This window comes from Aquimarina acroporae (assembly GCF_023195925.1).
GTDB classification, from domain to species: Bacteria; Bacteroidota; Bacteroidia; order Flavobacteriales; family Flavobacteriaceae; genus Aquimarina; species Aquimarina acroporae.
Genome location: NZ_JALPRE010000006.1, coordinates 71645 through 97525 on the forward strand (window position 1 = coordinate 71645; position 25881 = coordinate 97525).

Here is a 25881-nt window from a genome sequence, read left to right on the forward strand (position 1 = left end):
TTTTAGTAATCATATTTTTTACCCCATCTAGACTTTAGGAAGTTTCTAAAGGCATTCTCTCTTTGATTATCTCCGGGGTCATATAATTTGGTGTTCGCAATTTCTTCAGGTAAGAACTCTTGCAGTACAAAATTATCTTTATGATTATGAGCATATTTATAATCTTCACCATATCCTAAATCTTTCATTAGCTTAGTTGGGGCATTACGAATAGGCAAGGGTACAGATAAATCTCCTGTTTGTTTAACAAGTTGCTGTGCGGTATTTATAGCCATATAAGATGCATTACTCTTTGCTGAAGTGGCAAGATACACTGCGCATTGACTAAGTATAATCCTTGCTTCGGGATAACCAATAGTAGTAACAGCTTGAAATGTATTATTAGCCATAATTAAAGCCGTTGGATTTGCATTTCCGATATCTTCAGAAGCTAGTATAATCATTCTGCGTGCTATAAATTTAAGATCTTCTCCTCCTTCAATCATTCTAGCTAACCAATATACTGCTGCATTAGGGTCACTTCCTCTTACCGACTTTATGAATGCAGAAATAATGTCATAATGCTGTTCACCTGTCTTGTCGTATCGTACTGTATTCTGTTGTACTAGTTTTAAAACAAGATCATTGGTAATGGTAATTGATGAATCTTCCTGACTAGAAACTACAAGTTCAAAAATGTTAAGTAATTTACGGGCATCCCCTCCGCTAAGTCTTAGAAGTGCATCAGTTTCTTCGAGGGAAATACTCTTTGAACTCATGAATTCGTCTTCTTGCATAGCCCGATGCAAAAGTGCTTCTAATTCATCTTTTCCGAAAGCATTTAAAACATAAACCTGGCATCTAGACAAAAGTGCAGGAATGACTTCAAAACTGGGGTTTTCTGTGGTAGCTCCAATTAACGTTACCCATCCTTTTTCAACCGCACCTAGTAAAGAATCTTGTTGAGACTTGCTAAATCTGTGAATTTCATCTATAAACAAGATTGGATTTTTAGAGGTAAATAATCCACCACTTTGCTTTGCTTTTTCAATAACCTCCCTTACATCTTTTACACCACTATTAATAGCACTAAGGGTATAAAAAGGCCTTTGAGACTCTTGGGCGATAATGTTGGCAAGGGTGGTTTTACCTACACCTGGAGGCCCCCATAAGATTAAAGAGGGGATAATTCCTTTTTTTATTTGAGTTGTAAGAGATCCTTTGTCCCCAACTAGATGTTCCTGACTTAAATATGAAGATAAGGATTGCGGGCGAATCCTTTCGGCCAAAGGTTGATTTGTGTCTGTACTCATAGATACAAAGTTACAAAGGATATAAGAATGTAGATGATAAAAATAGGTTTATAACATATAGTTAGCTGACATTTTAACCGATATCTTAATTTGGAATTTTTTTTGATACCTTGTTGATAATGATAGATGATAAAGATATTTTTAAGTTTAATACAGGAGTAGTAGGATATCCAATTGTATTTGTACTGGCCATTTGGATTGTTTTTTGGTTTGAGATTCGGTTTGGATTTGATTTTAACCATTTTGGCGTATTTCCGAGAACTTTTACCGGATTGAGAGGAATTGTTTTCTCTCCTTTTATTCATTCCGATATGACGCATTTATGGCATAATACAATACCTCTTTTAGTATTGTCTATGGCATTGTTTTATTTCTATCAGAAAAATGCATGGAGAATTTTAATTTTCGGTGTTTTGTTAACTGGTTTTTTAACTTGGTTGTTTGGAAGGCCTGCAAATCATATAGGAGCAAGTGGTGTAATATATTTACTGTTTGGCTTTCTTTTTTTTAAAGGAATAGTCGCAAAACACTTTAGGCTTATAGCGTTATCATTTGTAGTAGTTTTTGTTTACGGGAGTATGGTTTGGTATATTTTACCCGTAGACCCTAAGATTTCGTGGGAGGGACATTTATCAGGCCTATTGAGCGGTACGATACTTGCTTTTGTGATTAGGAAAGGAGTAATCGCTCCTAAAGTATATTCCTGGCAATCTCCAGAATATGATCCTGAGGAAGATGAGTTTTTGAAACATTTTGATGAGAATGGTAATTTTATAGAGAAGTTACCAGAGGAATTGGAAAATGATATTAAAGTAATTTACGAATACAAAGAAGATAATACGCTTCCTGAGGATTCTAAAGAAGAGTAATTGGTAACAACTTCTATAGTCTTTGTCTTATTGCTTCATATAAAAAGACTCCACAAGCGACAGATACGTTTAAAGAACCAATATCTCCGTGCATAGGTAATTTTGCCTGATGATCTGCAAGTTTTAGTACAGAGTTAGAAATCCCTTTTCCCTCACTTCCCATAATAATTGCAGTAGGTATTGTAAGATCTTTGTTGTATATGGTGTCTGAGGCCTTTTCTGTGGCTGCAATGACTTGAATGCCTGATCCTTGTAAATAGAACATCGCATCTTTTATGTGGTCAACTTTACAAATAGGGATTTTGAAAACCGCCCCAGCTGAGGTTTTAATAGTGTCGGCATTAACAGGGGCTCCTCCTTTTTTTTGAATAATGATACCATGAACACCAGTGCACTCTGCGGTTCTAATAATGGCGCCAAAGTTTCTAACATCTGATAATTGATCTAGAATGAGAAACAGAGGAGTTTCTCCAGATTCAGTAATCTGAATTACCAGATTTTCTAAATCGTGAAATTCAATAGGGGAGATATAAGCTACAACTCCTTGATGATTTTTTCTGGTAAGCTTATTTAACTTCTCTACCGGAACATAAGAAAATGATATGCCTCTGTTTCTTACTAAAAACATAAGTTCGCGAGAGAGATCACCTTGAAGTCCTTTTTGAACAAATAACTTATCAATGCTTTTTTCTGAAGATATAGCTTCAATTACTGCTCTGATACCAAAAATTAGAGATTCGTTTTTCATTATAAGTTTTCTATAGTTCTATCGCAAGGTGATAATTGTTATTGAATGATATGTTATTGGTAATAACTTTTGGGGCACAAATATAGGTATAAAAAAACATCCCTCTGAAAATTTTCAGAGGGATGCAATATATAGATATATATGATATCAAATATTAGTGGAATGGCAATACTTCAGCAGCAGATTTGTTTGCTACTAAAATTTCATTCAAATCAATTGCAGTAGTAGCAGTATTAGTTCCAGCATCGTAAGTGATTGCATCTAAGTTAGCTTTTACAGCATCGATAAATGATGGAATTACCGCAGAAGTTCCTGGGTCTCCCTCATTGATGTTAGGGTTCTGTAAGAATTCATTTTGGTGAATTACTAATTTAACTCCCATATCAACGAAACGAATACCTTCAGCGATAAAGATCTCTTGTCTTGTTCTGTGTAATAATTCAAGAGCAGCATCATCGTTTACCATTGCGTCGATTTCAGCTTGAGTTAAAGAAGTTCCAGAAACAGAAGGAACCATTACATCACCAGCTTGACGATCTAATACTAATCCAGCTCTTCCGTTAACCATATCGGCAGCAACACTAGGTCTTGCTGGGAAGTTGTCAGAATTCGCAGAAGCATCAGGTCTTCCTTCAATAGAATCATCAATTTCTCTTACTTCTCTTGTAGCTACAACAGCTAAAAGATCTTCAAGGTTAGTCTGAGCACCCGCTACGTTTCCGCTTGCTAGGTTAGCCTCAGCTAGGATTAAGTAAGCTTCTTCAGCTTTTAAGAAATGTACCGGAGCATCATTCTCAGCATCAACAAAAGAGTACTTAGGATCTAAGAAATCTAAAGTTGGAAGAGGCTGAAAATCGTCAAAAGTTGCTCTTTCGAATAGTGCACTTTCAAGAGTGTTTGCTGGCAAGTTCTGCTCATCAAATTCAGTGAATCTTGTGAAATCAGAATCTAAACCTATAGCTGCATTTGCAGAACTTACTGCTTCTGCTTGATTACCTAAGTAATAGTAAGCTCTTGCTTTAGCTAAGTGGTACTCAGCTTTAGGATTTAATCCCAATGCAACATCAAAAGATGCAATAGCAGTATTATAGTTTTCTGAAGAAGAAAATGTTGGTCCTCCTTCTTCTTGTGGAACGAAAGAGAAATACATTCCAGATAACAAATAACTCATTCCTTCAAAGAAGTGGTAATCTGCCTCTGTAGTAGCATTATATTCTACATCTCCAGGTCCAACTGTTTCTAAACCAAATTTTGCCATTTCTCTCAATCTTGCAATATCGAAGTAAGTATCTTCCATATCAGGATCATCATTTCTGATCTCAAGTTGATCTAAGAACTGACTATAAAATGTTTGCGTGTTTACGTAGTTATCTGATCCTAATTCTGCAAGGATAAGAATTTCGTTTAACGCATTAGCCATTTGTCTTTCGATACCTGCTCTCCAAATGTTTGAAGAGTTAGGTTGTCCTACAACAGTACCTTCAGATAAGTTTGGATTTTCTACCGACGTAAAATCTGTTGCGTCTTTTAAGTTATCTGTACAACCGATCAGAAGACCAATTGCTATGATATATAATGATATTTTTTTCATTTTAAATACTATTTATGTTGTCTTAAAACTGGAATCTAAGTGAAGTCATATATATTCTTGGAGCAGATTCTGTTCCATAAGCAAATCCACCACTTGCAAAACCGTTTTGGTTACCAACTCCAGAACCAGTAGTTTCAGGGTCGAAGTTTCCGTCTGTCCAGTTAAATGGATTCGTTACCGTAAATCCAAGAGTAACATCATCAAATATTCCTAGTTTATCCCCGAAAGAATAATTAGCTCCAATATTTCTGATTTTCACGAAGTAGTTATCAAATACGAAGAAGTTCACATAGTTAAATGGACTTGTTGTTCCAACTAAGTCATCTGGAATTCCAGTATTATCAGCACCTCTTAAGTGTCTTAATAAGAAACTTAAGTCAACGATTTGACCTCCAAATTGGTAGTCACCAGTCATGAAGATATTTAATTTATCCCAAGTATAGTTTAATCCAAAAGATCCAAAGTTAGGAGCAAATGTGTCACCTAATGCATCATTTGGAGTAAAAGTGTAAGTTCCGTCACCGTTAGCAGTAGCACTAGTACCTCTTAAGTATCCAAGAGACTGACCCTCTTCAACCCAAGAACCGATTACTGTAAATCCACCTACGTTAAATTCTGGAGCTCCTCCAGTACTAACAACCTCGTTGTCGTTAATGTTATAAGAGAAGTTTACGCTTAAGTTATGCTTTTCAGATCTGATGATATCTGCTGTCATAGCAAATTCCCATCCTTCATTCTTAATTTCACCAATATTCTGGATTTGATCTAACTGACCAGATGATGGTAATGCAGGAGGAGTAAATAATGCATCTTCAGTAGTTGCAGTATAACGTGTACCACTAAAGTTAAGACGATTATCAAAGAAACCTAATTCAACACCATATTCAGTAGTTACCACAGTTTCAGAAATTAAATCTGGGTTACCAGGGTTATTAAATGTGAAAGAAGGTGAACCTAAGAATGGGTTAAGAGCGAAAGTTCTATCTGCAGAGAATGCCTGAGCGAAGTTTGTAGCCTCACCATAGTTAGCTCTTAATTTAACGCTTGATAATACTTTGCTTATTCCGCTGTCATAGTAGAAGTCATGATCAGAGATGTTATAAGTAATACCAACTTTAGGTAAGAATAATGCATCTGTATTGTTACCAGCCTGTGTATTCTGGTCTAAACGACCTCCTAATTCGATAAATGCTACATCATAAATACCAATGTTTTCTAAGAAATAAATACCGTAGTTGGCATTTTCCAAGATGAAATCATTAGCTGATTGTGTTGGGAAAAATCCTAAATCAGTAGTTCCATCAACACCACCGTCTCCAGTTGCTTGATATTGTCTATCTGTACTTCTAAAGAACTGTCCACCAAGTACGGTAACAAATTCAAAGTTCTCTAAACTTCCTCTGTGAGTAAAGTTCAAATCTCCAGTTACAGTAAATGCATTTCTTACAAGTCTGTTTACAGTAGCCTGATCTGTTGTACCAGGAGCAATAGATCCTAATGCAATTTGTAATGCGTTTGATACAACTTCTTCTTGTACAAACCCTCTAGAATCAATACCAATAGTAGCGTTAGCTTGAATGTTATCGTTAATATCGTAGATAAACTTGTTAGAGTTTGTAAAACGATTAACCGTGTTAGTAATGTCTACAAACTGACCAATGTCATTTGATCGAGCAAGTTCAGCTTGCCATTCAGCTTCTGTTAATTCATTTAAGTTTCCACGACCTGCACCTTCAAAAGCTGAGAATCTAGAGAAACTTGTATTTGCGTTGTAGTCAAGATTTGCTTGAAAACCTACGTAAGAGAAAGATCCTTGGTATTTAAGTTTGTCAGTTACCTGAGCTCCTAAACCAAAAGATAAGTTTCTTCTTACCTGCTCGTTCAATAAATTGAAAGAGTCATCAGAGTATAAACTTCCTGAGAAGTTATAAGTAACTTTTTCATTACCTCCATTTACTCCTAATTTGTATTCGATTGAATAACCAGGCTTAAATAAAGCTTCAGCAGTTCTTTCATAAGCTAAGAAATCTTCAGTAGCCTTGATAACACCAACTCTAGATTCAAAAGTAAATCTAGCTTTACCTTGAGTACCTTTTTTGGTAATAATCTGGATTACACCATTTGCAGCATCTGCTCCATATAGAGTAGTTGCAGCACCCCCTTTAATATATTCTATCTTTTCGATAGATTCTACTGGAATATCAGCAAGAGCAGAGATATCTGCACCCCCTGTACCGGTAGCTAACTGTGGGTTAGAGTTAAGATTATCTACACGAACACCATCTACGATTACTACCGGAGTAGCAGAAGTAGAAGCTGAAATCGCACCCCTTGTTCTAATGATCGCTGCAGTACCTGGTTGTCCAGAACTTAATCTAATTTGCGCACTAGGGGTTGTAGATTGTAATAATTGATCGATTTGATTAGAAGGAAGTTTATCAACTTCATCTGCTGTAAGAAAGTCTACAGTAGTAGATAACTTTCTTTTAGCAATACCAGAACCCTGTCCAGTAATTACTACTTCCTCTAATTCTGATGCTGAAGGTGCTAATTGCACATCTACAGTATCACTGTCTCCAACTACTTTGTCTACCTGTTGGAAACCAACATAACTAAAAGTAAGCACAGCTCCTCTACTAGCACTAATGGTATAATTACCATCAAAATCGGATTGTGTACCATTAGCTGTGTTTTTTACAACAATATTTACTCCAGGAAGAGGTAACCCTTTATCATCGGTCACGGTACCTGATATTGTTTTTTCTTGTGCAAAAGTTATTTGCACAACAAACGCCAAAAGTAGCGTTAAAATTCCACTAAACTTTGTTCTCATTTTACAATTTATTTGAATTAGCCAGCTCCAAAAATGATAATAATATCTTTATAAAACAACTTTTTACTATTAAAATTTGAAATATTGTATAAGCCGGCACATACTGTTGCTACGCCCTACTATAACGTTTTAGTAATAGGTTTTGTAGATTTTTTTTAAGTGTTTGGTAGCCGTTTTGATGTATTAATTTGTTGTGTTTTTTTTAGTGGCAAAATTACGGTTACAACATATTGAATCTTTTTTATTTCTGAATTTCAGATTGTTATATGTTGGTAGTAGGTCTTTTTAATTAAGGTATAGCAATAATCTTTGTGCGTAGGAAGCTTTTATGATTTATTAAATAAAAGCCCAGCAACAGAAAAATATCTTTATTGTTTTAAAATAGTAGGTTCGTAAGGTTGTTTTAGCTTAAAATATTGCCACTAATATTTACTTAGTGTATTGGTTATCTTAAATGTGTATCCAATAACCAATGCTTTCATTGCAATATGAGTGGGTAAGCTTAAGTCTACAGTCTAACCTTACATACCTATAAGCTATTACCTGTTTATTTTGCTTGATAGGAGAAATCGAATATTTTTTTTAGATCTTGTTCGTTCTTGTATGAAAGATTGTTTGACTTTACGTAATTATCTAAAGAAGATTGGTCAATGTCTTTTTGGATTAAGTTGGTCACTGACTTTTTCTTAAGTTTGAATGGGGTGAAAACTCCGTTTTTCATTAAAAAGTAATTTTCTAGTTTTACTAACTTGTTTCGACTCCTGTTTAGCATAGGGTCTGGAGAACTTTCAATAAATTTTATACTGTATTTTTTTAAAATTGAAAAATCTGAATTTTCGTATATCACCTGAAATACTTTTTCGGCATTGTCTTCTGGACTGTAGATTGATTTGAATTCTTTCCCATTAACAATAACTTTATCTAATTTTTTAAAATCAAAAATAAACAATGAATCACCCTCAATTTTTGACATAAACTGTTCTTTCTCAATATTGAAATTCATATTGGAAAAGGAGTATTTTTTGTTATTGAGTGTTATTATTGTTTTGTTATCCCAAGTGTCAAACAGATATTCCGATCCATCTGTAGATATTGGGGTAGCTTTTAGAGAGGCGAAATTACCACTCATGATTACAGCTTGTTGTTTAAAGTTGTTAAATCGTACTTGCTGACCGAGTTGCATTTCTCCTCTTTGAAAGCTAGTTAAGTTTTGAGCATTTGAACCTAGAGTCAATAAAAATACTGTGATGAGAGTGGATAATTTTTTCATGTTGCTATATTTTAATTTGTGTGATAATCAAGGTTGATTGAATATTAAGAATTGGAGCAATACGGTGTACATCGGTTTAAGATTTACTTTTTTCTGGTTTATCTTGTTTCTTGAAACTAAAGGTTTCAATTGCATCATTGTTATTTCCAATGAGCAAGAGTTCTTTATTGTTTTGAGATAGAATCTCAATAGATTTTGCATTTCCTTTCAAGTATAACCCGGTTTTGTCTGGTCCCAATACAGAGTATTGATTTTTTTTGTTAGATAATAAGACAAGTCCAAATGAATTATCTAAGCGTGGGGTTTCGACTTCGGTGTTATATATAGTGCCAACTACAACAATATCTTGATATCCATCTTCATTGAAATCAAAAGATACTCCGTCTAAGATGGGCATCGTTTGCGCCATTTTTGGGAGTGTTATTTTTTCGAAATGATCATTTCCTTTATTCAAAAGAATAACAGAATTGAATTCGTTAGCTTCACGTTGATAGGCTGTGTTAATCTTATCACCATATATTTTTTCTAAATCTGAATTAGCAAATTCATGATACGTTGGTATTTTTTTTGCTATAAATGGCATTTGCTGAGAGGAGCATTCTCTTCCTCTGGCCGGAACAAAGTTGCCTTTATATTTATAGCTTAGGACTACGTCATGTGTTCCATTGGAATCAAAATCATCAGCATAGATTCTCAACGGCTTTTGTTTGTTGGCTTTGAATTTAAAGTTTAAACCAATATTACCAATAATATAATCTTTGTTCCCGTCTTTATTAATATCTGTTTCGGTTATAGAAAACCACCATCCTTTTTCTGTATTTAAATTACTAGAGTTCGAAACATCTTTAAAGGTGCCGTTTTCATTCTTAAACATTCCTATATGTGTCCATTCGCCTACAGCAATAAAATCCTGCCATCCGTCATTATTAAAATCTGTAGCAATAACTTTATTAACGATTCCAAAATCTTCAAGAGAGGGAGCTATTTGTTTAGTTACGTTTTTTAAAGTTCCATTTATGTTTTCATAAATTACGGAATACTCTGGCATGGGGTACTTTTGTGATATAATTCGGTTTCCAACAATTAGATCTGAGTCACCATCTTTGTCAAAATCTATTTTTGTTACCGTTTTTCCTGAGAAGCTAGGGTTGTTTTCAGACAGAGCATGTTTTGTGAAATTTCCGCCTCCATCATTTATATATAAGCGATCCTTAAGGTATTTAGAATTTTCTTCAAATTCGTTTCCACCGCTAACTACGTATAAATCTTTATCTCCGTCAGAGTCAAAATCAAAAAACAGAGCTTCCATATCTTCAAATTGGGCATCTTTGATAAAAGCTTCGATTGTTCTTTTTTGTAAACCTTCTGGCGTTTGAATAAACAATTGCCCGGGTTGTCCAGATGCGCCGCCTATATATATGTCTGGCTTATTATCTCCATCTACATCTCCTTTTGAAATATTAGGCCCTAGGGTAGATTGTTTATAAGGTAGTAGTATCTCGGTTTCAAAGTCGTTAAAGGAGTTTTCTTTATGTTTGAAGTTAACCAAATTGTCTACTTTGTTAAATAGCATTATTGGCTTTGGTCCAGATAACTGCGGTAATGTTGCATTGTTTTCGAGTACTTCAATGGTTTTGTTGGCTTGTACATTGTACAATGTTTCTTGTTTTCCTGATAACCATCTAATTTTTATACTATCTACTGTAGAGTGTTCTCCCAGGCCAAAATGTATAGTTTTATCAATAGAGGAGAGGTAGCCTCTTACTCTTTTAGATTCCTTGGTTTTGGCTATGTTGTTATAGTAAATAGTAGCTTTAGCAAAATCTTCAGAATGTATTCCTCTAGGAATGATCTTTAAAAAATTTCCATAACCGTTTTCTATACTTAGGTTTTTGTATAAAAAAGATTCTCCATCAATATTACTGACTACAATTTCTAGGTCTCCATCGTTATCTAAATCAGAATATGAAGCTCCATTGGAAAACGAAGGTTCGTTTAACTGTGTAGAGGTGGTGATATTGTCAAAATTTAAGTCTCCATTGTTTTTAAATAGAATGTTGGATAGTCTCTCTGAAGGTAGGCGATTATATATTTCTTGTTTAACATCTAGAGGGACATTACCCTTGTAATATCTTTTTGCCTTATAAATCAATGAGCGAATGTCATTGTCCAAGGCATATTTTCTATATCCATTGGTTACATAAATATCATCATTTTGATCATTGTCAAAATCAAAAATAAGTCCTGCCCAGCTCCAGTCTGTTTTAGAAAGACCTGTGTGTTGGGAGATGTTATGAAAGATATTATTCCCTGTATTTAATTGTAGGGAATTGAACATGTATTGGTTGTGTAAATTAAGGTTGTTGATTAGTAAATCAAACTTCTTTACGTTCATCGAAGCCATCAAAGTTTTAGATCTAACATGATCACTCGAGGCCATATCTAGTACAAAAATGTCTTTTAGGTTATCGTTGTTTATATCTGCAATATCTACTCCCATTCCGTAGAATGATACATGTTTGGTATACTCTTTAATTCGATCTGTAAATGTATTGTTGCCATTGTTGATGTACATAGCATCAGGCACATAATAATCATTTGCAATGTATATGTCTAACCAGCCATCATCGTTAATATCGCTTACACATAAACCTAAACCAAAACTTGGTTTAAGAATCCCTGCTTTTTTTGTAATGTCTGTAAATTTCCCTCCGTTATTTACGTATAAATGACTTGAGCTTTTTCTAAGTTTTGATTCGTCTTTGAAAGTGTCGTAAAAGGTTGTAGGATCAAAACCATAAAATTCATTTTCATTCATTACTACGCAATCTAAGTCTCCATCTTTATCAAAATCAAAAAAAGCAGATTGCGTGCTAAGCCCTTTATCATCCAATCCATATTCAGAGGCTTTTTCTTTAAAGGTTAAATCTTTTTGGTTGATGAATAGCAGGTTTTTTCTAGATTCTTCATTTTTAGGACCACCTTGAGATACATAGATATCCATCCACCCATCATTATTGATATCAACAAAAGTTACTCCATTAGACCAGTTTTTATTGGTATTGATATTTGCAGTTAAGGAAATGTCTTCAAAAACCAGATTTCCTTTATTGATATATAGTCTATTTGGCACTTGATTTCCACAGAAAAATATGTCTTTCAATCCGTCGTTATTGATGTCTTCTATACCTACTCCAGCACCGTTGTAAAAGAAATCAAAATCAAATAAGTTTGATTTAGTAGCAATAGTGTCAAGAATAGTATTTCGAAAAGTAATGTTACTAGAAGAGGAGGGGACTTTCTCAAAATAAGACGGTAAAGATGATGTTGCTGTTTCTTTTTCAATGGCTACTTTTTGTTGGATTTTTGTTTCCGAATTTTCATTACAAGAAAAAAAAGCCAGAAGGATAATATATAAGAATATAAAATATGACTTATTCATATCGTCGAAATGGTTCATTAGAATTAGTAAATTCTAGGTTTTAGGTATTAGGGTTCTAAAAAAAAGCTTATTATTTTTAAGGGTGATTCTTTATAAAAATAGCCCTTTAATTGATGAGATTTGATAGAAACAAAAAAGGTTTCTAATTAAAGAAACCTTTTTTAATGTTATAAAATTGGCTATAAACAAATATTTAAAAATACTTCTCCAGATGCAGGTCCAGGTCCATCGGAAGCAGCTTCCAAGGGGTCAGATCCATCAAGAGGGTCGTAATCTATTGTAAAGGTGTGCTCGCTCTCAAAACTACCAGGAGTGTATGTGATTAATAATTCACTGGTAGTGTCTGGTACTGTAATAGTAAATTCGGCTTCTTCTCCGTCATCTATGGTTAGCGTTTGCGGTGTTCCACCATCAATGGTTACAGTTAAGAATGCTCCATCCCATCCATCGCCAAAACTGTCTACCAAAGAAAAAGTGTATTCCCCTGCAAATGGTGTGATTGGGATACATTTTAATCCAACTTGGTATATAAAAGGAGAAGAGAAAAAAGAACCACCAGAAACTGTTCCTCCAAGATTATCGTTGGTGAAAACTCTACCATCGGTTAGTTCTAGTTCAAAACGAAAATTAAATGCATCACCACCAAAATACTCGCCATCGGCTAAACCGTTATTTGCTAAAGCTTCTGCAAGAGTGGCAGAGAAATCTAATTGAGGAAGCCCGAAGTCTGAAGTTGTTAAACCGCTTCCGTTTTCGGTTAAAATAAGAACTTCGTCTTTACTGTTATCAACCCCGTCGTCTTCGTTGTTGTCAACGAAACTTTGATATAATCTAATTTCAGAAATTAAATCACCTTGTTCTGCATCTTGTTCTTCAAGAGAAACATCAAATACAAATCTGGTGTCATTGACGTCAAAAAAGTTAAAGGTATTGGTAGCACTTATGGTTCTTAAAACAGCTCCATTTGTAACCCCTTCAAAAACGCCATCAACGGTTTTATCATCTGTACTACATGATTGCATTAAAACAACTGCAAAAAGAAGTGCAAAGATTTTATTTATATATTTTTTCATCACGATTTTTTTTAGTTATTAGTTTGCTGCTGGAGCAGTTGGATTATTATCCCAAAATACAGGTTGTGCCTGATCAGGTTTTTGAGAAATATTAGCATTAGTATTTACCTCATTTGCAGGGTAAAATAAAGATCTAATAAAAGTTCCTGGTGATGGATCTAAACTTGGTTGTAAAGAAGTTGGATATCCCGTTCTTCTGTAAAAATTATAGGTTTCTACACCATTACCAAAAGCAGCAACGAAAAATTGCTCTCCAAGTATGTTCCATTTCCCATCCATATCAGCAGCATCAAAAGCCGTTTCAATGCTAGCAATAAAGTCACTTACATTTGTTGCGGTAGGCTCAAAAGAAGTATCTGCAGCACTATCTAAACTAATAAAAGTCTGAACTTTTGCAATTGATTTTGTGATACCAGCCGACATGAACGTTCTTGCAGTTGCAGGGTCCCCGTTGACCATTGCTATTTCTGCACGTAAGAAGTCTATCCATGATGCTGTTAACATAGGAGTGATTCCTGCACCAGCTCCACCAGCACCTGGTGCTACGTTTTTATTGTCTGGGTCGTTGTCAAATCTGTCATCGTCAAAATTACCTCCTGCAGGGTAAACTCCATAGGTCGTACGTAAAAACCCATCAGGTGGAATACCGGCGTTATCTCCATGATCTCTACCCCAATAACCATTATCCAGAGAACAGAATGTAAACCCACCATCAATGTAATGTTGTGGAGCGTTTTGTAAAGAACACTGCAGTGTTTCTTCATTTGGTGCAGTTCCTCCATTACCAGGAACAGCTCCAGTCTGTCTGTAGAAATAGTAACGTATTCTTGGGTCTGAAGTAGAGTTCATTAAATTCATAAGCCAATTAGGCATATAGTCACCAGCTCCAGAGTCGGTATAATTTAGACCATATCTTGGGTGTCTTGTATCTGGCTGAGAAGCACTAGTTGCAGGCCAATTGAACTGAAAATCATCAGCTGTAGCATCAATGTAATCTCCATCATCAATAATAGACTGAATACTTGCTAAGGCGTTAGGATCTACCAAACGTCTTTGGTTGTATAAACGCATTTTAAGAGTATTTGCAGCTTTTATCCATTGTTCGTAATCATCTCCATAGAAGAAAATGGTTGCAGGCTCAACAGTTACATCATTATCAAAGTTAACAATTGCTTGATCAAGAAGGTCTAACGCTGCATCGTATATAGCGGCTCCGCTTTCTGGCGCTGGGTTAGAGTTTGCTGCTCCTTGAATTGCTTCTGTGTATGGAACGTCGCCATAAAAATCTACCATTGCTGTCATAGTATATGCTTCGATAAACTGAGCTATTGCGATATGTCTGGTTTGTCCGTTGGCTTCTGCAATAGGAACCATTGATCTAATGTCTGCCAAAATACCTTGGTAGGCGTTAACCCATTCGTCATCAGAATCACTTCCTAAGTACATGTTGTTATATTGTCTACTTGAGGTTAAACCTTTTGTTCTGGTTAATTCAGCTCCAAATAGGGATAAACCATCTCCGTTGGTATTTCCTCCAGATACCCAGTTGTCATTAGCGTCAAAATCTGCGTCACCTTCTAATTGTCTAACAAAATCTTCTTGTATTGAAACCAAGAATAAATCTACACTCGCTTGTTCTGGTGTTAAGAAGTTAGGATCTTGTGTAAGATCTAACTCAGTTGTCTCACAAGAAAAAACCAGAAAGAAGCTTGCTGCTATTAATATATATTTATTGATATTTTTCATTTCTTTCATTTATAAAATTAAAAAGTAGCCTTTACACTAAATCCATATCTTCTAGCACTTGGACCATTTATGAAGTCAAAACCAAATCCATTACCAACTCCAGTTCCGGAAGTGTTAGGGTCGAAATTAGCACCGTCAGGTGTATTTACTGCATCATACCAAAGGTTGTTTCCAGAAGCAGTAATTGTTAGTGAGCCAAATGGTGTTTGATCTAAGAACTTTTTTGGAAAACTATAAGCAAGAGAAACTTCTTGTAGTCTTATTAACGTAGCATCATAGACCTGATTTTCATTTGGACCAAACAATACATTACTAAAATAGAAGTCAGAGTTGTTGATTTGAACTGTATTTGGATTGCCACTTGCATCAACTCCTGGTAATACGAACGTATTTTCTCTATCAACCGTCTCTGTAATTAATCCCCTACCTAATAATGTAGAAATTGTACTTGAGTAGATGTCTCCCCCGTGGGTGTAGTTAATTTGGAATCCTAATGAGAAATTCTTGTATGAGAATGTACTTTGAAGGTTCATTACATAGTCTGGGTTAGGGTCACCAATAACTCCATCTTCAGGATCTTGTACATAGAATCCATCAGATCCTACTACTAAGTTTCCATTATCGTCTCTTAAGATTCTAGAACCAAAAAGAACACCAAGAGGTTCGCCTTCTATAGCTGCGTTACCAAGGTTTGAGAAACCAGAATACACCACTAAGTCTGTGTCTTGTCCTAAATCGGTTACTTCAGATTTATAAGTAGTGAAGTTTAAGTTGGCGTTCCAGTTGAATCCATCTTCTACCGCACTTTGTATAATATTTACACCTAAATCCAACTCAAGTCCATTGTTTTCGATCTCACCAATGTTAGTTCTAGTAGAAGTATTACCTGTACTAGGTCCTAAAGGCCTGTTGATGATTAGGTCTTCAGTGATTCTTGAGTAAAGAGATAAGTCTAAAGAAACTCGGTTTTTCCAGAATTTACCTTCTATACCGAATTCATACTCGGTAAGTAATTCTGGTTTTAAATCTGGGTTTCCTAAAACATTACTTGTAGTATTAGATACTACATTGCTTCCTCCATCTTGAAAATCTTGAGCGTCTAAGAATAATGTATTTGCAACTGGGTATCCAGGGTCTCCAAAGTTTGCAGAAGTACCGTATCCTGCTCTTACTTTTAGGTAATTTACAATGTCAGACTTTAACCCGCTAAATGCAGAAGTTGGTAAGAACGAAAGACTGGCACTAGGGTAAAAGATAGATCTATTGTCACTATCAAAATTAGATACCCAGTCGTTTCTTCCTGCCACGGTTACGAATAAGAAATTTTTGTAATCAAATTCTGCTTGTCCATATACACCAACAATGTTTCTTTCAAAAAATGATTGAATTTCGTTTTGTCTTAAGAAATTAAAATGTCTTAATACTCCGAATGATTGTTGTCCATCACTCGCTGTACCGTTTTGATCAAATCTGATATTTCTTGATGTTGCTCCAACACTGAAACTAGCGCCAATGTTATCATTAATTTGAGTGTTCCCGGTCAATGCAATGTTATGATCATAGATAGAGTTTATGTTATTCCAAGTCTCATAAATTCCACTTGCTAATCTAACATCTCCACTGTTACTATTTACCCCACCTCTGTTTTGGTAGTTTGTATTGCTTTCGTTGTATACATCAATACCGGCACGATAGAAAATATTTAAATTGTCGTTAAAATCATATTGAATAGTTGCGTTACCAAAAACACGATTTGTTAGCTGTGCAGTTTGCGCATTGTTCAACGTCCATAAAGGGTGCTGTATACTATTGTTTTGTCTGTAATAAACACTACCTCCGGTTACAGGATCCTGAAAAGGTAATCCTTGTATATCTATACTTCTTGGAGTAAACCATAAATCTCCAAAAATAGAAGAACCTGTACCTGTTGCTCCATTACCTTGACTCAATGCAACTGGTGGAGAAACAAAATTTGTACGAGCAAAGTTTAATGTTCCATTAACAGTAAATTTATTACTTAATTTCGCGACTCCTCCAATTCCTAGAGTGTTACGCGTTAAATTATTTCCAGGTGTAAAACCTTCATCATCTAAATGTCCGTAGTTTACGTTATATGAGATTTTTCCATTGTCAGAAACCCCTCTTAGGTTCAAGGAAACCGATGCGGCTCCTCCAATTCTAAAAAAGTCTTCTACACTATCATATGGTCTCCACTCGTAGCGAGCACCTTGAAATTCTGGGAAAGCAGCTTGAATAGCTGGAGTAGAAGTAGAGTAAGGGTGAGGAAGCGTACCGTTACCGTCAATAGCAGAGCTGTTACCCCAACCAGAAACTCCTTCTTCTCTAAAACTAGGTCCCCAGTTACTAAAGAACCAACCAAAAGCTTGGTCAAAACCATTACCATATTCATCTTGATAATCCGGTAACGAAGCTATCTCAGTAAAGAAGTAAGAAGAAGCTACAGTAACTTCCATTTTCTTTTGAGCCTTTCCAGCTGCTCCTGCTTTGGTGGTAATTAATACAACACCATTTCTACCGTCACTACCATAAAGGGTTGAAGCGGCTAAACCTTTTAGTACTTGAACGCTCTCAATACTGTTAGGGTCTAAGTCTAAGAATCTACTTGACCCGTTATTACCATTAACGAAGTCATTACGATCTCCTTGTCGTCCAGAACTATTGGTGTCTATACTGAAAGGAACGCCATCTACAATAAACAAAGCTTGGTTACTGGAGCTAAAAGAGTTTTGCCCTCGAATAACGATATTAGTACCTGATCCAGAAAGTCCACTTTGTTGTGTAATTTGTAGACCTGCAGATTTTCCTAGTAATACCCTTCCTAAATCTCCTTCTGATCTCTGTTCGATTTCTTGACTTTTAATTTCACTTACCGCGTATCCAAGAGCTTTTTTCTCTCTTTTAATACCTTGGGCAGTTACAATTACCTCTTCTAGTTCTGAAGCTGAAGCGGCTAGTTGAACGTCGATTGTGTTGCTTGCCCCTACGGTTACCTCTTTGTTTGTAAAGCCGAGGTAACTGAAAACCAAAACATCTCCTGCAGAGGTCTGGATAGAATACACGCCGTCAAAATCAGATTGGGTTCCGGTGTTCGTGTTTTTTACGACGATGTTAACTCCGGGTAATGGAAGTCCTTTGTCGTCTGTTATTTTACCGGTTACGGTTTTTTCTTGTGCATACGAGAAGTGCACTACCAATGCTAGAATTAGCACCAGTATACGATTTGTTGGTGATTTCATTTATTTTAATTATTAGAATTAGCCAATTTCAAAAATGATAATAAATTCTTAGTAAATGGGTATTTTTACATTTTTTTAACATTTTTAATTACGGTTTATCTGTTAAATTATGATAATTTAATATTCTTTCTTCTGTTTGTTTAGAATTTGCTTACAGGCTTAATTTACTGGTTAAATCGTGTTTTTTTGATTTTTAAGATTTCAAGAAATTGATGTTTTTTTTCTTTTAAAAACTATTATAAAGCTTTGTGGTTATACAGGAGGTTTTTAAATGTTTTGACACCGTTTATGAAAGAGTTAAAAGCGGAGTGATTTTAAATATTTAAAAATTAATGAACTAGGATTTGATTTGCTGGAAAATATTTCTACCTTTGCAGCCCTTTAAAAAGGGTATTTTAAAATTATTTAATAATAGTGTAAAGCAAATTATGCCAACAATTTCACAATTAGTACGAAAAGGTAGAGCCAAAATAACTAAGAAGAGTAAATCGGCTGCTTTGGATTCGTGCCCGCAACGTCGCGGTGTATGTACTCGTGTATACACTACTACTCCTAAAAAACCAAATTCAGCAATGCGTAAAGTTGCTCGTGTTAGGTTAACAAATGGAAAAGAAGTGAATGCATACATCGGAGGTGAAGGTCACAATCTCCAGGAGCACTCGATAGTATTAGTTAGAGGTGGAAGGGTAAAAGATTTACCAGGAGTTAGATATCATATTGTTCGTGGTGCTTTAGATACAGCAGGTGTCGAAGGTAGAACGCAACGTAGATCTAAGTATGGTGCAAAACGCCCTAAGAAGTAATTAAAAAAACTTTAAGAAGAAGACATGAGAAAAAGAAAGGCTAAAAAAAGACCAATTTTGCCAGATCCACGTTTTAACGATCAATTAGTGACTCGTTTTGTAAACATGATGATGTGGGATGGTAAAAAGTCAACTGCTTTTAGAATTTTTTACGATGCAATAGATATCGTAGAAGAGAAAAAACAAAATGAAGAGAAAACAGCATTAGAAATGTGGAAAGATGCATTGTCTAATGTTATGCCTCACGTTGAAGTACGAAGCCGAAGAGTTGGTGGAGCTACTTTTCAGATTCCTAATCCAATCAGACCAGACCGCAAGATATCAACCGCTATGAAATGGTTGATCCAGTTTGCGCGTAAAAGAAATGAGAAATCTATGGCTCAAAAACTTGCTGCAGAGATTATTGCTGCAGAAAAAGAAGAAGGAGCTGCTGTTAAGAAAAGAGTAGATACTCATAAAATGGCTGAAGCAAATAAAGCATTCTCTCACTTTAGATTTTAATCAATAACAGAAATGGCTAGAGATTTAAAATATACTAGAAATATAGGAATTGCTGCGCACATTGACGCAGGGAAGACAACAACTACCGAGCGTATACTTTATTATACTGGGGTAAGTCACAAAATAGGAGAAGTGCACGATGGTGCAGCTACTATGGACTGGATGGAGCAAGAGCAGGAAAGAGGTATTACGATTACTTCTGCTGCAACTACTTGTGAGTGGAAGTTTCCAACAGAAAATGGTCAACCAGTAGCAGATACAAAAGGATATCATTTTAATATCATCGATACTCCGGGTCACGTTGATTTTACTGTAGAGGTAAATCGTTCTTTACGTGTTCTGGATGGATTGGTATTCTTATTTAGTGCTGTAGATGGTGTTGAACCACAGTCAGAAACGAACTGGAGACTTGCTGATAACTACAAAGTACCACGTATAGGATTTGTAAATAAAATGGACCGTCAAGGATCTAACTTTATGGCAGTTTGTCAACAGGTGAAGGATATGTTGGGGTCTAATGCTGTGCCAATTGTAATGAATATTGGTGATGAAGCAGATTTTAAAGGGATTGTAGATTTAGTTAAAAACCGTGCAATTGTATGGCATGATGAAACACAGGGGTCTACTTTTGATATAATTGATATTCCAGAGGAATTGAAGGAAGAAGCTGCTGAATTGAGAGGTAAACTTATCGAAGAGGTTGCTGCTTATGATGAAAATCTTCTAGAGAAATTTATGGAAGATGAAGATTCTATTACTGAAGATGAAGTGCATGCTGCTCTTCGTGCTGCTGTGATGGATATGAGTATTATTCCAATGATTTGTGGATCTGCATTTAAAAACAAAGGAGTTCAATTTCTTTTAGATGCTGTTTGTCGTTATTTGCCTTCTCCAACAGATAAGGAGGGTATTACGGGGATTAATCCTAATACGGATCAAGAAGAAATTAGAAAGCCTGATGTTAAGGAGCCGTTTTCTGCTTTAGCATTTAAGATTGCTACAGATCCTTTTGTAGGGCGTTTGGCATTCTTCCGTGCGTATTCAGGACGTTTAGACGCGGGTTCTTATATTTTGAATAACCGTTCAGGTAAAAAAGAACGTATTTCTCGTATCTATCAAATGCACTCAAACAAGCAAAATGCGATTGAGTATATTGAAGCTGGTGATATTGGGGCGGCTGTTGGATTTAAAGACATTAAGACTGGTGATACTATGTCTGATGAAAAGAATCCAATTGTTTTAGAATCTATGGATTTCCCTGATCCAGTAATTGGTATCGCTGTTGAGCCGAAAACTAAAGCAGATGTTGATAAGTTAGGTTTGTCTTTGGCAAAACTTGCCGAAGAAGATCCAACATTTACTGTTAGAACAGATGAGGCTTCAGGACAGACTATTATTTCTGGAATGGGTGAGCTTCATTTAGATATTATTGTTGATCGTTTAAAGCGTGAATTTAAGGTTGAAGTTAATCAAGGTCAGCCGCAAGTAGAGTATAAAGAGGCAATTACGCAAAGAGCTGAGCATAGAGAGGTTTATAAGAAACAATCTGGTGGTCGTGGTAAATTTGCTGATATTGTGTTTACTCTTGAGCCTGCTGAAGAAGGTGAGGTTGGACTTCAGTTTGAATCTACAATCAAAGGAGGTAACGTTCCAAAGGAATTTGTTCCTTCTGTTGAAAAAGGATTTAAAATGGCAATGGTTAATGGACCTTTAGCCGGATATGAAGTAGATGCTATGAAAGTTACACTTACTGATGGTTCTTACCATGATGTGGATTCTGATCAGTTGTCTTTCGAATTGGCTGCTAAATTAGGTTTTAAAGCTGCTGCTAAGGCTGCTAAAGCTGTAATCATGGAGCCTATTATGAAATTAGAGGTTATTACTCCAGAAGAAAACATGGGGGATATCGTAGGTGATCTTAACCGTCGTAGAGGACAAGTAAGTGATATGGGAGACCGTGCAGGTGCAAAAACTGTAAAAGCTACTGTGCCACTTTCAGAAATGTTTGGATATGTAACTACATTAAGGACGTTATCTTCTGGTAGAGCAACGTCTACAATGGAATTTTCTCACTACGCGGAGACTCCTTCTAATATTTCAGAAGCAGTAATTGCAGAGGCAAAGGGAGTTAACGATTAATTATTACAGAAATGAGTCAAAAAATTAGAATAAAACTAAAGTCTTATGATCATAACTTAGTAGATAAATCTGCTGAGAAAATCGTAAAGACGGTAAAGAGTACTGGTGCTGTAGTAACTGGCCCAATTCCATTACCAACACATAAAAAGATTTTTACTGTGCTTCGATCTCCGCACGTAAACAAAAAATCCAGAGAGCAGTTTCAATTAAGTTCTTATAAAAGACTTTTAGATATCTATAGTTCTTCTTCAAAAACGATTGATGCGTTAATGAAGCTGGAATTACCAAGTGGAGTTGAAGTAGAGATCAAAGTGTGATAGCGCTTAGTGTAAGAAGATCTTACTGAAAAAATGTCCCGAGCTGCGAGCGAGGGAAAAACGGCAAAAATATATTTCAGGGTTGAAAGTATTTTGACCCTGTTTTTTTGCGAAGAACTAGAGTAAAGTATTGAAATTGGTTTTCAATAATAAATAAGTAATTAATAAATAATTTAAATATGTCTGGGTTAATAGGAAAAAAGATCGGTATGACCAGCATCTTCGACGAGAATGGAAAGAATATTCCATGTACCGTAATCGAAGCTGGGCCATGCGTGGTTACCCAAGTCAGAACTGAAGACGTTGATGGCTATGAAGCTATTCAATTAGGTTTCGATGACAAAGCAGACAAAAATGCTTCTAAAGCGGCTTTAGGTCACTTTAAGAAAGCAGGAACTGTTGCTAAACGTAAGGTTATCGAATTTCAAGGTTTTGATGATGAGTACAAATTAGGAGATACGATAACAGTAGAGCACTTCTCAGAAGGAGAGTTTGTTGATGTATCTGGAACTTCAAAAGGTAAAGGATTCCAAGGGGTTGTAAAAAGACACGGTTTTGGCGGTGTTGGTCAGGCAACTCACGGTCAGCATAACCGTTTAAGAGCTCCAGGTTCGATTGGTGCTGCATCCTACCCTGCAAGAGTATTCAAAGGAATGCGTATGGCAGGAAGAATGGGTGGAGAAAAAGTAAAAGTTCAAAACTTAAGAGTGTTAAAAGTAGTTCCTGAAAAGAACTTACTTGTTGTGAAAGGATGTGTTCCTGGTCATAAAAACGCTTATGTAACTATTCAGAAGTAATGAAAGTAGCAGTAGTTGATATTAACGGAAAAGAAACAGGAAGAAAGGCAGACCTTTCTGATGCTGTTTTCGGTATAGAGCCAAATGATCATGCTGTATACTTAGATGTGAAACAATACTTGGCAAATCAACGTCAAGGTACTCACAAAGCTAAGGAAAGAGCAGAGATTGCTGGTAGTACCAGAAAGATAAAGAAACAAAAAGGAACTGGTACAGCTAGAGCAGGTAGTATCAAGTCTCCAGTATTTAAAGGAGGAGGTAGAATTTTTGGTCCAAGACCACGTAGCTACTCTTTTAAATTGAATAAGAACTTAAAAAGATTAGCGCGTAAATCTGCTTTAAGTATCAAGGCAAATGACAAGGCAATAACTGTTGTTGAGGATTTTACTTTTGATGCACCGAAGACAAAGAATTTTACAGCTGTTTTGAAGTCTTTAGGGCTTGAAAATAAAAAATCTTTGTTTGTGTTGGCTGAGTCAAATAATAATGTATATTTGTCGTCACGCAATTTGAAAGGTTCAGAAGTTATAACTTCCTCAGAATTAAGTACTTACAAAATACTTAATGCTAATAATGTTGTGCTTTTGGAAGGTTCTTTGAAAGGAATTGAAACGAATTTAAGTAAATAGAAGCCATGAGTATCTTAATAAAACCTATTATTACAGAAAAGGCTACTGCAGATAGTGAAGTGTTGAATCGCTATGGTTTTGTAGTAGATAAGAAAGCGAATAAGGTAGAGATCAAAAAGGCAGTTGAAGCTGCTTATGGTGTATCTGTTACTAAAGTTCGCACAATAAATGTCCGTCCGGATCGTAAGGTTCGTTATACCAAAACTGGTATGATCACTGGTAAAACAAGCGCTTATAAGAAAGCAATTGTACAGGTGGCGGAAGGTGATGTAATTGATTTATATAGTAATCTTTAAGACTAGAAGATGTCAGTAAGAAAATTAAAACCAATTACCCCAGGTCAGCGTTTTAGAGTAGTAAATGGATTTGACGCAATTACTACTGATAAGCCGGAGAAAAGTTTATTAGCTCCGAAAAAAAGAACTGGTGGTAGAAACAGTCAAGGAAAAATGACTATTCGCTACAAAGGTGGAGGTCATAAGAGAAGGTATCGTATTATCGACTTTAAACGTGACAAGCAGGGTGTTCCTGCTACCGTTGCGACGATCGAATACGATCCAAACAGAACTGCATTCATTGCACTTGTAAACTATCAAGATGGAGAAAAGCGTTATGTTATCGCTCAAAACGGTCTACAAGTAGGTCAAAATATCGTATCAGGTAACAACGTTGCTCCTGAGATTGGTAATGCAATGCCATTAAGCGATATTCCTTTAGGTACAATTATTTCTTGTATAGAATTACGTCCAGGTCAAGGTGCTGTTATGGCACGTAGTGCGGGATCATTTGCTCAGCTTATGGCTAGAGACGGTAAGTTTGCTACGGTGAAATTACCTTCTGGAGAAGTTAGAATGATTCTAGTTAATTGTATGGCTACTGTTGGAGCAGTTTCAAACAGTGATCATCAATTGATCGTTGGAGGTAAAGCTGGTAGAACCAGATGGCTTGGTCGTCGTCCACGTACTAGACCAGTAGCTATGAACCCTGTTGATCACCCAATGGGTGGTGGTGAAGGACGTTCGTCTGGAGGTCACCCACGTTCTAGAAAAGGTCTTCCTGCAAAAGGTTATAGAACCCGTTCTAAAACAAAAGCGAGTAATAAATATATTGTAGAACGTAGAAAGAAATAATAAGATATGGCACGTTCATTAAAAAAAGGACCTTACGTTCACTATAAGTTAGAGAAAAAAGTAGCTGCAAATGTAGAGGCTAACAAGAAGTCTGTAATTAAGACTTGGTCTAGAGCATCTATGATTACTCCTGACTTTGTAGGGCAAACAATTGCAGTTCATAATGGTCGCCAATTTGTTCCTGTATACATTACAGAGAATATGGTGGGTCATAAATTAGGAGAGTTTTCGCCAACCCGTTCTTTTAGAGGACACGCTGGTGCTAAAAATAAAGGTAAAAAATAATTTAAGTCATGGGAGTTCGTAAAAAAGAAATGGCAGAAAGAATTAAGGAAGAGAAAAAGCAGATTGCTTTTGCTAAGCTTAATAACTGTCCTACGTCACCACGTAAAATGCGTTTGGTAGCAGATATTATCCGTGGTGAGAAAGTAGAAAAAGCGCTTCATATTCTTAGATTTAGCCAAAAAGAGGCAGCACGTCGTTTAGAGAAGTTATTGCTTTCTGCGATAGCAAACTGGCAAGCGAAAAATGAAGACGCTAGTATAGAAGATGCAGATCTTTTCATTAAAGAAATTCGTGTAGATGGAGGAAGTATGTTGAAAAGACTTCGTCCTGCTCCACAAGGTCGAGCACATAGAATAAGAAAACGCTCTAATCACGTAACAATAGTGGTGGCAGCAAAAAATAATACACAAAGCTAATATAGACTATGGGACAGAAGACAAATCCAATCGGAAATCGCCTTGGTATCATTAGAGGTTGGGAATCCAACTGGTATGGAGGTAATGACTACGGTGATAAACTTGCCGAAGACGATAAGATTAGAAAGTATGTACACGCACGTTTATCTAAAGCTAGTGTATCTAGAGTAATTATTGAGCGTACGCTTAAACTTGTAACCGTTACTATCACTACCGCTAGACCTGGTATCATTATCGGAAAAGGTGGGCAAGAGGTAGACAAGTTAAAAGAGGAGCTTAAGAAGATCACTGAAAAAGAGGTACAGATCAATATCTTTGAAATCAAGAGACCAGAACTTGACGCATTCTTAGTAGGATCTAGTGTTGCAAGACAAATAGAAAGTCGTATTTCTTACCGTCGTGCAATTAAGATGGCTATTGCGGCTGCAATGAGAATGAATGCTGAAGGTATTAAAATCCAGATTTCAGGGCGTTTGAACGGAGCTGAAATGGCGCGTTCAGAGTCTTATAAAGAAGGTCGTATCCCTTTATCAACATTTAGAGCTGACATAGATTATGCTTTAGTAGAAGCTCACACTACCTATGGTAGATTGGGTGTGAAAGTATGGATTATGAAAGGCGAAGTATATGGTAAAAGAGAACTTTCTCCTTTAGTTGGTTTATCCAAAAAACAAGGAAAAGGTGACAGAGGTGGACGAAGTGGTGGAAATAATAAATCACGTCGTAGAAAGTAATTTTTTAAA

Annotated in this window: 21 protein-coding genes; 12 read left to right on the top strand and 9 right to left on the bottom strand. The window is 36.0% G+C overall.

Translation table 11 applies throughout. From position 1 onward, the window contains the following. Nucleotides 1–2: 2 nt before the first annotated feature. The gene (locus tag M0D21_RS08725) at nucleotides 3–1292 is read right to left on the bottom strand and encodes a replication-associated recombination protein A (protein WP_248328493.1); all 1290 of its coding nucleotides are present in this window, start codon (nucleotides 1290–1292) and stop codon (nucleotides 3–5) included. A 119-nt stretch (nucleotides 1293–1411) separates the two neighbouring features. On the opposite strand from M0D21_RS08725, the gene M0D21_RS08730 reads away from it, so the two are divergent. After that, the gene (locus tag M0D21_RS08730) at nucleotides 1412–2161 is read left to right on the top strand and encodes a rhomboid family intramembrane serine protease (RefSeq protein ID WP_248328507.1); all 750 of its coding nucleotides are present in this window, start codon (nucleotides 1412–1414) and stop codon (nucleotides 2159–2161) included. Between the two features lie 13 nt (nucleotides 2162–2174). Here the strand turns inward: M0D21_RS08730 and rlmB are convergent, their stop codons facing one another. The 8 genes from rlmB to M0D21_RS08770 all read right to left on the bottom strand — a co-directional run bounded on the left by rlmB (nucleotide 2175) and on the right by M0D21_RS08770 (nucleotide 18121). After that, nucleotides 2175–2909: a 23S rRNA (guanosine(2251)-2'-O)-methyltransferase RlmB gene (gene rlmB / locus M0D21_RS08735; RefSeq protein ID WP_248328509.1), complete on the bottom strand. Its 735-nt coding sequence runs from the start codon at nucleotides 2907–2909 to the stop codon at nucleotides 2175–2177. A 154-nt stretch (nucleotides 2910–3063) separates the two neighbouring features. Beyond that, complete coding sequence (locus tag M0D21_RS08740) at nucleotides 3064–4500, bottom strand: tetratricopeptide repeat protein (protein ID WP_248328511.1); 1437 nt, start codon at nucleotides 4498–4500, stop codon at nucleotides 3064–3066. A 22-nt stretch (nucleotides 4501–4522) separates the two neighbouring features. Next, the gene (locus tag M0D21_RS08745) at nucleotides 4523–7333 is read right to left on the bottom strand and encodes a carboxypeptidase-like regulatory domain-containing protein (RefSeq protein WP_248328513.1); all 2811 of its coding nucleotides are present in this window, start codon (nucleotides 7331–7333) and stop codon (nucleotides 4523–4525) included. A 547-nt stretch (nucleotides 7334–7880) separates the two neighbouring features. Next, entirely contained in the window at nucleotides 7881–8603 is a 723-nt protein-coding gene (locus M0D21_RS08750; protein WP_248328515.1) for a hypothetical protein, read from the bottom strand. 76 nt (nucleotides 8604–8679) lie between these two features. Next, nucleotides 8680–12045, bottom strand: coding sequence for a VCBS repeat-containing protein (locus tag M0D21_RS08755; protein ID WP_248328517.1), 3366 nt, complete (start codon nucleotides 12043–12045; stop codon nucleotides 8680–8682). Between the two features lie 179 nt (nucleotides 12046–12224). Then, the gene (locus M0D21_RS08760; RefSeq protein ID WP_248328519.1) at nucleotides 12225–13118 is read right to left on the bottom strand and encodes a hypothetical protein; all 894 of its coding nucleotides are present in this window, start codon (nucleotides 13116–13118) and stop codon (nucleotides 12225–12227) included. 18 nt (nucleotides 13119–13136) lie between these two features. After that, a complete protein-coding gene (locus M0D21_RS08765) occupies nucleotides 13137–14864 on the bottom strand; it encodes a SusD/RagB family nutrient-binding outer membrane lipoprotein (RefSeq protein WP_248328521.1) in 1728 nt (575 codons plus the stop codon). A gap of 17 nt (nucleotides 14865–14881) precedes the next feature. Further along, nucleotides 14882–18121, bottom strand: a complete 3240-nt coding sequence (locus tag M0D21_RS08770) for a SusC/RagA family TonB-linked outer membrane protein (RefSeq protein ID WP_248328523.1) — start codon at nucleotides 18119–18121, stop codon at nucleotides 14882–14884. Between the two features lie 428 nt (nucleotides 18122–18549). Here M0D21_RS08770 and rpsL point away from each other — a divergent pair, with 428 nt between their 5' ends. The 11 genes from rpsL (at nucleotide 18550) to rpsC (ending at nucleotide 25872) form a co-directional block, all read left to right on the top strand. Continuing rightward, a complete protein-coding gene (gene rpsL, locus M0D21_RS08775) occupies nucleotides 18550–18924 on the top strand; it encodes a 30S ribosomal protein S12 (RefSeq protein WP_024770883.1) in 375 nt (124 codons plus the stop codon). Nucleotides 18925–18948: 24 nt separating this feature from the next. Beyond that, nucleotides 18949–19425, top strand: a complete 477-nt coding sequence (gene rpsG, locus M0D21_RS08780; RefSeq protein ID WP_248328525.1) for a 30S ribosomal protein S7 — start codon at nucleotides 18949–18951, stop codon at nucleotides 19423–19425. Nucleotides 19426–19437: 12 nt separating this feature from the next. After that, the gene (gene fusA, locus M0D21_RS08785; RefSeq protein WP_248328527.1) at nucleotides 19438–21564 is read left to right on the top strand and encodes an elongation factor G; all 2127 of its coding nucleotides are present in this window, start codon (nucleotides 19438–19440) and stop codon (nucleotides 21562–21564) included. An 11-nt stretch (nucleotides 21565–21575) separates the two neighbouring features. Then, complete coding sequence (gene rpsJ / locus M0D21_RS08790) at nucleotides 21576–21881, top strand: 30S ribosomal protein S10 (RefSeq protein ID WP_010181931.1); 306 nt, start codon at nucleotides 21576–21578, stop codon at nucleotides 21879–21881. 179 nt (nucleotides 21882–22060) lie between these two features. Continuing rightward, the gene (gene rplC, locus M0D21_RS08795; RefSeq protein ID WP_248328529.1) at nucleotides 22061–22678 is read left to right on the top strand and encodes a 50S ribosomal protein L3; all 618 of its coding nucleotides are present in this window, start codon (nucleotides 22061–22063) and stop codon (nucleotides 22676–22678) included. Beyond that, nucleotides 22678–23307 carry a 50S ribosomal protein L4 gene (gene rplD, locus M0D21_RS08800; protein WP_248328532.1) on the top strand — a complete coding sequence of 210 codons (630 nt, stop codon included), beginning with the start codon at nucleotides 22678–22680 and terminating at the stop codon, nucleotides 23305–23307. Before rplC ends, rplD begins: the two co-directional genes overlap by 1 nt. Before the next feature lie 5 nt (nucleotides 23308–23312). After that, on the top strand, nucleotides 23313–23603 hold the full coding sequence (gene rplW / locus M0D21_RS08805) for a 50S ribosomal protein L23 (protein WP_248328534.1): 291 nt from the start codon (nucleotides 23313–23315) through the stop codon (nucleotides 23601–23603). A gap of 9 nt (nucleotides 23604–23612) precedes the next feature. Continuing rightward, nucleotides 23613–24437: a 50S ribosomal protein L2 gene (rplB, locus tag M0D21_RS08810; RefSeq protein WP_248328536.1), complete on the top strand. Its 825-nt coding sequence runs from the start codon at nucleotides 23613–23615 to the stop codon at nucleotides 24435–24437. 6 nt (nucleotides 24438–24443) lie between these two features. After that, on the top strand, nucleotides 24444–24722 hold the full coding sequence (gene rpsS, locus M0D21_RS08815; protein ID WP_024770876.1) for a 30S ribosomal protein S19: 279 nt from the start codon (nucleotides 24444–24446) through the stop codon (nucleotides 24720–24722). A gap of 8 nt (nucleotides 24723–24730) precedes the next feature. Continuing rightward, entirely contained in the window at nucleotides 24731–25138 is a 408-nt protein-coding gene (gene rplV / locus M0D21_RS08820) for a 50S ribosomal protein L22 (protein WP_248328538.1), read from the top strand. An 8-nt stretch (nucleotides 25139–25146) separates the two neighbouring features. Further along, on the top strand, nucleotides 25147–25872 hold the full coding sequence (gene rpsC / locus M0D21_RS08825; RefSeq protein WP_201922868.1) for a 30S ribosomal protein S3: 726 nt from the start codon (nucleotides 25147–25149) through the stop codon (nucleotides 25870–25872). The last annotated feature ends 9 nt before the right edge of the window (nucleotides 25873–25881 follow it).